Genomic DNA, 5845 nt, shown 5'->3' with positions numbered 1-5845 from the left:
CCAGCACCCCGATCAGACCGAGGTTGCGCTTGGCGCCGTCGCCGCCGTCCCCCCGCCACCAGGAGAGCCGGCCCGAAGTTGCTTTATCGCTGGCCCCGGAGGAGGCCGGCTCCGGGGTGTACGGCTGGTTGCTGGCCATGCTCGGCCAGCAGATCGGTTGGCCGGTGCCCGAGGGCGGCGCACAGCAGATTACCAACGCGCTGGTGGCTCGGTTGCAGGAGCGCGGTGGGGTGATCCTCTACGGCGCCCACGTCGACCGGGTGCTCACCGCCCGCGGCCGGGCCATGGGGGTCCGCACCGTCGGCGGTGCGCTGTGGCGGGCCCGACGGGCCGTCCTCGCCGACGTGCCGGCGCCGGCGCTCTACCTCGACCTGGTCGGTGCGGCAGCGCTGCCGTCACGGCTGGTGGAGGACCTGGCGCACTTCCGCTGGGACGGTTCGACGCTGAAGGTGGACTGGGCGCTGTCCGCGCCGATGCCCTGGATCAACCGCGAGCTGGCCGGCGCCGGCACTGTGCACCTGGGCGCGGACCTGAACGGGTTGACCCGGTACGCGAGCGAGCTGGCCCGAGGCGAACTGCCCCGTGACCCGTTCCTGCTGCTCGGGCAGATGTCCGTGGCCGACCCCAGTCACTCCCCGCCGGGCACCGAGTCGCTCTGGTCGTACACCCACCTGCCGTTTCGTCGGGACTGGCGGGCCGAGGACGTCGCCGGTCACGTGCAGCGCATGGAGGACGTGTTGGAGGCGGCGGCACCGGGTTTCCGGCAGCTCGTCGTCGGCCGGCACGTGGCGGGCCCGGCCGACCTGGAGAAGGGCAACCCGAGCCTGGTCGGCGGCACCCTCGGCGGTGGCACCGCCGCCGCGTACCAACAGCTGTTCCTGCGCCCGATCCCGGGCCTGGGCCGGGCGGACACTCCGGTGGACCGGCTCTTCCTGGCCAGTGCGTCGGCGCATCCCGGCGGCGGGGTGCACGGCGCGCCCGGCGCGAACGCGGCCCGCGCGGCGCTGGCCCGCGACCGGGCCCTGACCGGCCGGGCGTACGCCGCAGCCATCGCAACGGCCCACCGAGCTGTCTACCCCGATTGACCCGCCCGGCCCGGCCGTCGGTCCTCGCCTACGGTGATCAAGAGGTTTGCGTCAGATTCCGGGGTGCCGGTGACGCGAACCTCTTGATCGCGAGAGGGCCGAACGGGTTCAGTTGGTGGTGATGTTGCGGTGCTTGCTGCGCAGGCGGAAGGGCATCAGGGCGCTCTCCACCTTGGTCGCGGTGGTCATCTTGGACGCACCCTCCTTGCGCTCCTCGAAGCGGATCGGCACCTCCAGGATGGTGTGCCCCAGCTTGGTCGCGAGGTAGTGCATCTCCACCTGGAAGCTGTAGCCGTTGGACTGCACCCGGTTCAGGTCGATGTTCCGCAGCGCGTCGGCCCGCCAGATCTTGAAGCCGGCGGTGAGGTCCCGGATGCGCACCCGCAGCAGGGTGTGCACGTAAAGGTTCGCCCAGCCGCTGAGGGCCCGGCGGTACAGCGGCCAGTTCTCGTCCAGCTCGCCGCCCGGCACGTAGCGGGAACCGATCACCACGCTGGCCTGGGTGGAGAGCAGCGCGCCCAGCATGCCCGGCAGCGCCTCCGGCGGGTGCGACAGGTCGGCGTCCATCTGCGCCACGTACTCGGCGCCACCATCGAGCGCCCGTCCCATCCCGTCGACGTACGCCCGGCCGAGGCCCTCCTTGCCGGCGCGGTGGACGACCTCGATCCGCTCCGGGTGCTCGATGGCCAGCTTGTCGGCCACCTCACCGGTGCCGTCCGGGGAGTTGTCGTCGGCGACGAGGATGCGCAGGCCGGGCAGCGGCAGTGCGAGGAGCCGCTCCACAAGCGTGGGCAGGTTTCCCGCTTCGTTGTAGGTGGGAACGACGACGGTCAGGCGTACGTCCCGCCACGGCGACGGCAGCTGCACAGGCTCGATCATGCGGGCATCCTCGGTTTGCGGACATGGGGCTCAGGGAAAGGGTATCGAGTTGTCGCATTCGGGTTGAAGAGGCACCCCTTCCGGGCGTTGCGGGAGCCGGTGGCACGCGGTGTCCGATCATGGGTCCAGTGGCCGCGGGGTTGCCAGGCCAGCGCCCACGAAGACCCTCAGCGCCTGCGTCGTGTGACGGCGGCGAGGGTCAGAGCCGCGACGGTGAGTGCGATCCCGGTCAGCGCCGGCTTGTGGGTGCCGACCCAGAGCGCCGCCGAGCGGTCGTGTGCCCGGTCGGAGAAGACGCCCGCCGCGCCCCGGTCCGTGTCCTCGTCGCCGGGATGGTCGAGATTGTCCCGCCAGGTGGCTGGATCGATCTCCTCGTCGGTCTGCTGGCTGTCGTAGCCGTCGCGGGCCAGCTTCCGGTCGAGCAGCCCGGGGAACAGGATGTCGGCCAGCCGGGCCTGCCACGTCGGGCCGCCCACGTTCAGCTCCCGGGTGCCGCGCTCGGCGGCCCAGACGACGGCCCGCGCGGCCAACTCCGGCGTGAAGATCGGCGGCACCGGCTGCGGATGCCGGGGCAGCCGGGTACGGACCCAGGAGAACTGCGGCGTGTTGATGGCGGGCAGCTGCACCATCGACAGCCTCACCCCCGGGCAGTCGTGCAGGAGCTCGGCGCGCAGCGAGTCGTTGAAGCCCTGCACCGCGTGTTTGCTCGCGCAGTACGCCGACTGCAGGGGGATCCCCCGGTAGGCCAACGCGGAGCCCACCTGCACGATCGTGCCCCGCCCGTGCGCCCGCATGTGTCGCAGCGCCGCCAGGGTGCCGTGCACGGTGCCCAGGTAGGTGACCTCGGTGACCCGGCGGAACTCGCGCGCCGGGATCTCCCAGGCGGGCGCGAACACCGACGCCATGGCGTTGTTGATCCACAGGTCGATGCCGCCCCACCGGTGCACCACGTCGTCGGCGGCCTGCTGCACCGCCCCCGCGTCGGCCACGTCGACCCGGTAGACGCGGACGTCCGTCGCGCCGCGCAGCCGGCACTCCCGCTCGGCGGCGGCGAGGCCCGCCTCACCCCGTGCCAGCAGCGCCACCCGGGCGCCCCGAGCCGCGTACGCGTGCGCGACGGCCCGACCGACGCCGGCGCTCGCGCCCGTCACCACCACGGTCTGCGCCACGGTCACCCCTTCTGCCGGGTGGCGATGTCGGCCAGCCGGTCCAGCGTCTCCCGGTTGCGCAGATGCAGCACCAGGTCGTTGAGCTTGTTGTGGAGCCACCGCAGCGGGCCGGCGGCGAAGTCCTCCCCGATGCGCACCCGGGTGGCGTCCTCGCCGACCGGTTCCAGCGTGAAGGCCACTATCGCCTCACCCGCCGGCCAGAGGCCGGCCTTCAGCACGAGTCGGTGCGGCGGTTCGCAGACCAGCACCGTCGACGCGTCCTGCAGCGAGAACGGCCACGGCCCGGCCCGGTGGTGCAGTTGGCTGCCCACCCGGGGCCAGGTGTCGTCGACATCGCGCATGTGTGCCGTGCCGACCACCCAGTCGCTGTACGTCCACCCGTCGGCCAGCACGTCGAACACCTGCTGCGCGGGAGCTTGGATCACTTTCTCCACAATCGCCACTGGATTCCCGTACCCACGCCGGGGCGGCGCTAACGACCGGCGGGTTAGCTTCTCCGGGGCGGCGGGTAAGGCCGACGCGGGGCGCCGCTGGTGGCGCTGGCCCACCCCCTCGGCGACGACGTTTACTCCTCGGGGCGCAGGGAACCCGCCGGCTGTGCGACAGGACCAGGAGGATCCGTATCAGCGCAGGTCAGCCCCGGTTTACGCCGCTGCTGACCGCGCCGGTTCGGCCGGGTTGCGCCACACCACCGGAAGCCCCCGACCCGTCCTGTACGACGCCGTGTTGCTGGACCGCGACGGCACGCTGATCGAGGACGTCCCGTACAACGGCGACCCGGAAAAGGTGCGACCGGTGCCGGGAGCGCGGGCCGCGCTGGACCGGTTGCGGGCGGCCGGGCTGCGGCTGGCGGTGGTCACGAACCAGTCGGGTCTGGCCCGGGGCTACTTCACCGGGGAGCAGATGCGGGCGGTGCACGCCCGCGTCGAGGAGTTGCTGGGCCGGTTCGACGCCTGGCTGGTCTGCCCGCACGACGACGAGGACCGGTGCGACTGCCGTAAGCCGGCACCGGGCCTGGTGCACGCCGCTGCCCGCGAACTGGGCACCACCGCGTCCCGGTGCGTGATGGTGGGCGACATCGGCCGGGACGTCGCGGCCGCACTGGCCGCCGGGGCGACGGGCGTCCTGGTGCCCACTCCGGTGACCCGACCGGAGGAGGTCGCCGCCGCCGGGTGGACGGCCACCGACCTGCCGGCGGCGGTGGACGAGATCCTGCGCCGTCAACGGGCCGTGCTGCCGACCGCCCCGCCCGGCGAGCCGGTGCGGACCGCGTTGGTGGTCCGATCGGACTCGGCGGGGGACGTGCTGGTGACCGGGCCGGCGATCCGCGCCGTCGCGGCCGGGGCGCAGCGGGTGGTGCTGCTGTGCGGGCCGCGGGGCCGTGCCGCCGCCGATCTGCTGCCCGGCGTCGACGAGATCATCGAGCACCCGCTGCCCTGGATCGACAGCACCCCGGCACCTGTCGACCCGGAGGACATGCGGAGCCTGATCGCCCGCCTCGGCGCGGTCGGCGCCGACCAGGCGGTGGTCTTCACCTCGTTCCACCAGTCCGCACTGCCGCTGGCACTGCTGCTGCGGATGGCGGGGATCGGCCGGATCGCGGCGATCAGCGACGACTACCCGGGCTCGCTGCTGGACGTCCGACACCGGGTGCCGGTGGGCGTCCCCGAACCCGAACGCGCCCTCTCTCTCGCCGCCGCCGCCGGACACCGGCTGCCCGACGGCGACGAGCCGGTGCTCCGGCTCCGCCACGACGTCGTGGCGGGGCGTCCGTCCGATCTCGGCGACCCGGGGTACGTGGTGCTGCACCCCGGCTCGGCCGCGTCGAGCCGGGCCTGCCCGCCCGACGTCGCGACGAGGATCGCCGCAACGCTGACCGCCGCCGGGCACCGGGTGCTGGTCACCGGCGGCCCCGACGAGCGTGAGGTCACCGCCCGGGTCGCGGCGGCGGGTGGCACCGACCTGGGTGGACGAACCGACCTGGCCGGCCTGGCCAGGATCGTGGCGGACGCCAGCGCTGTCGTCGTCGGCAACACCGGGCCGGCGCACCTGGCCGCCGCCGCCGGTGTGCCGGTGGTGAGCCTCTTCGCGCCGACCGTCCCGTTCGGTCAGTGGGGCCCCTACCGGGTGCCCACCGTCCGGATCGGCGACGCGACCGCGCCGTGCCGGGACACCCGGGCCGCCAGCTGCCCGGTCCCCGGCCACCCCTGCCTCAGCGACGTCGACCCGGACGCTGTGGTCGACGCGCTGCGGATGCTCGCCGTTCTTGGTGGTGGCGGCCGATGAACATCCTGCTCTGGCACGTGCACGGATCCTGGACCACATCGTTCGTGCACGGCGGCCACCGCTATCTGATCCCCACCACACCCGACCGCGGCCCCTACGGCCTCGGCCGGGCCCGCACCTACCCCTGGCCGGACAGCGCGGTCGAGGTCACCCCTGAGGATCTGCCCGGCACCGACGTCGACCTGGTCATCCTGCAACGACCGGAGGAGATCGACCGGGCGCAGGAGTGGCTGCGTCGCCGCCCCGGACGTGACGTCCCCGCCATCTACGTCGAACACAACACCCCCAAGGGCGACGTACCCAACACGCGCCACCCGATGGCCGACCGCGACGCCGACCCCACCGCCCCGGGTGAACGGAGCCTGCCCGGGTACGCCGTCCGGCACCGTGGTGTGGTGCGAGGTGTAGAGCGGGGCCAGCGGGAAT

At 73.3% G+C, this 5845-nt stretch carries 4 protein-coding genes and 2 pseudogenes; 3 read left to right on the top strand and 3 right to left on the bottom strand.

Going from position 1 to position 5845, the window contains the following annotated elements:
• Nucleotides 1-89 precede the first annotated feature (89 nt).
• Nucleotides 90-1085 (top strand): annotated as a pseudogene (locus ACWCO3_RS30220) (phytoene desaturase family protein); the annotation flags it as partial.
• Between the two features lie 108 nt (nucleotides 1086-1193).
• Here ACWCO3_RS30220 and ACWCO3_RS30215 read toward each other — a convergent pair.
• From ACWCO3_RS30215 to ACWCO3_RS30205, 3 genes are all read right to left on the bottom strand, one after another.
• The gene (locus ACWCO3_RS30215; RefSeq protein ID WP_145784005.1) at nucleotides 1194-1964 is read right to left on the bottom strand and encodes a polyprenol monophosphomannose synthase; all 771 of its coding nucleotides are present in this window, start codon (nucleotides 1962-1964) and stop codon (nucleotides 1194-1196) included.
• Between the two features lie 167 nt (nucleotides 1965-2131).
• Nucleotides 2132-3133 (bottom strand): SDR family oxidoreductase, encoded by a 1002-nt coding sequence (locus tag ACWCO3_RS30210; RefSeq protein ID WP_358052068.1) that lies wholly within the window; start codon nucleotides 3131-3133, stop codon nucleotides 2132-2134.
• Nucleotides 3134-3135: 2 nt separating this feature from the next.
• Nucleotides 3136-3558 carry an SRPBCC family protein gene (locus tag ACWCO3_RS30205; protein WP_450013278.1) on the bottom strand — a complete coding sequence of 141 codons (423 nt, stop codon included), beginning with the start codon at nucleotides 3556-3558 and terminating at the stop codon, nucleotides 3136-3138.
• Between the two features lie 172 nt (nucleotides 3559-3730).
• Between ACWCO3_RS30205 and ACWCO3_RS30200 the strand changes: the two genes are divergently transcribed.
• Both ACWCO3_RS30200 and ACWCO3_RS30195 read left to right on the top strand, forming a co-directional pair.
• The gene (locus ACWCO3_RS30200; RefSeq protein WP_450013276.1) at nucleotides 3731-5419 is read left to right on the top strand and encodes an HAD-IIIA family hydrolase; all 1689 of its coding nucleotides are present in this window, start codon (nucleotides 3731-3733) and stop codon (nucleotides 5417-5419) included.
• Nucleotides 5416-5845, top strand: a pseudogene (locus ACWCO3_RS30195) (hypothetical protein); the annotation flags it as partial. The gene ACWCO3_RS30200 and the pseudogene ACWCO3_RS30195, both read left to right, overlap by 4 nt.

This window comes from Micromonospora sp. NPDC002411 (genome assembly GCF_053592955.1).
Note: the sequence above shows the minus strand (reverse complement) of the source record. Positions and strands in the feature narration are given on the sequence as shown.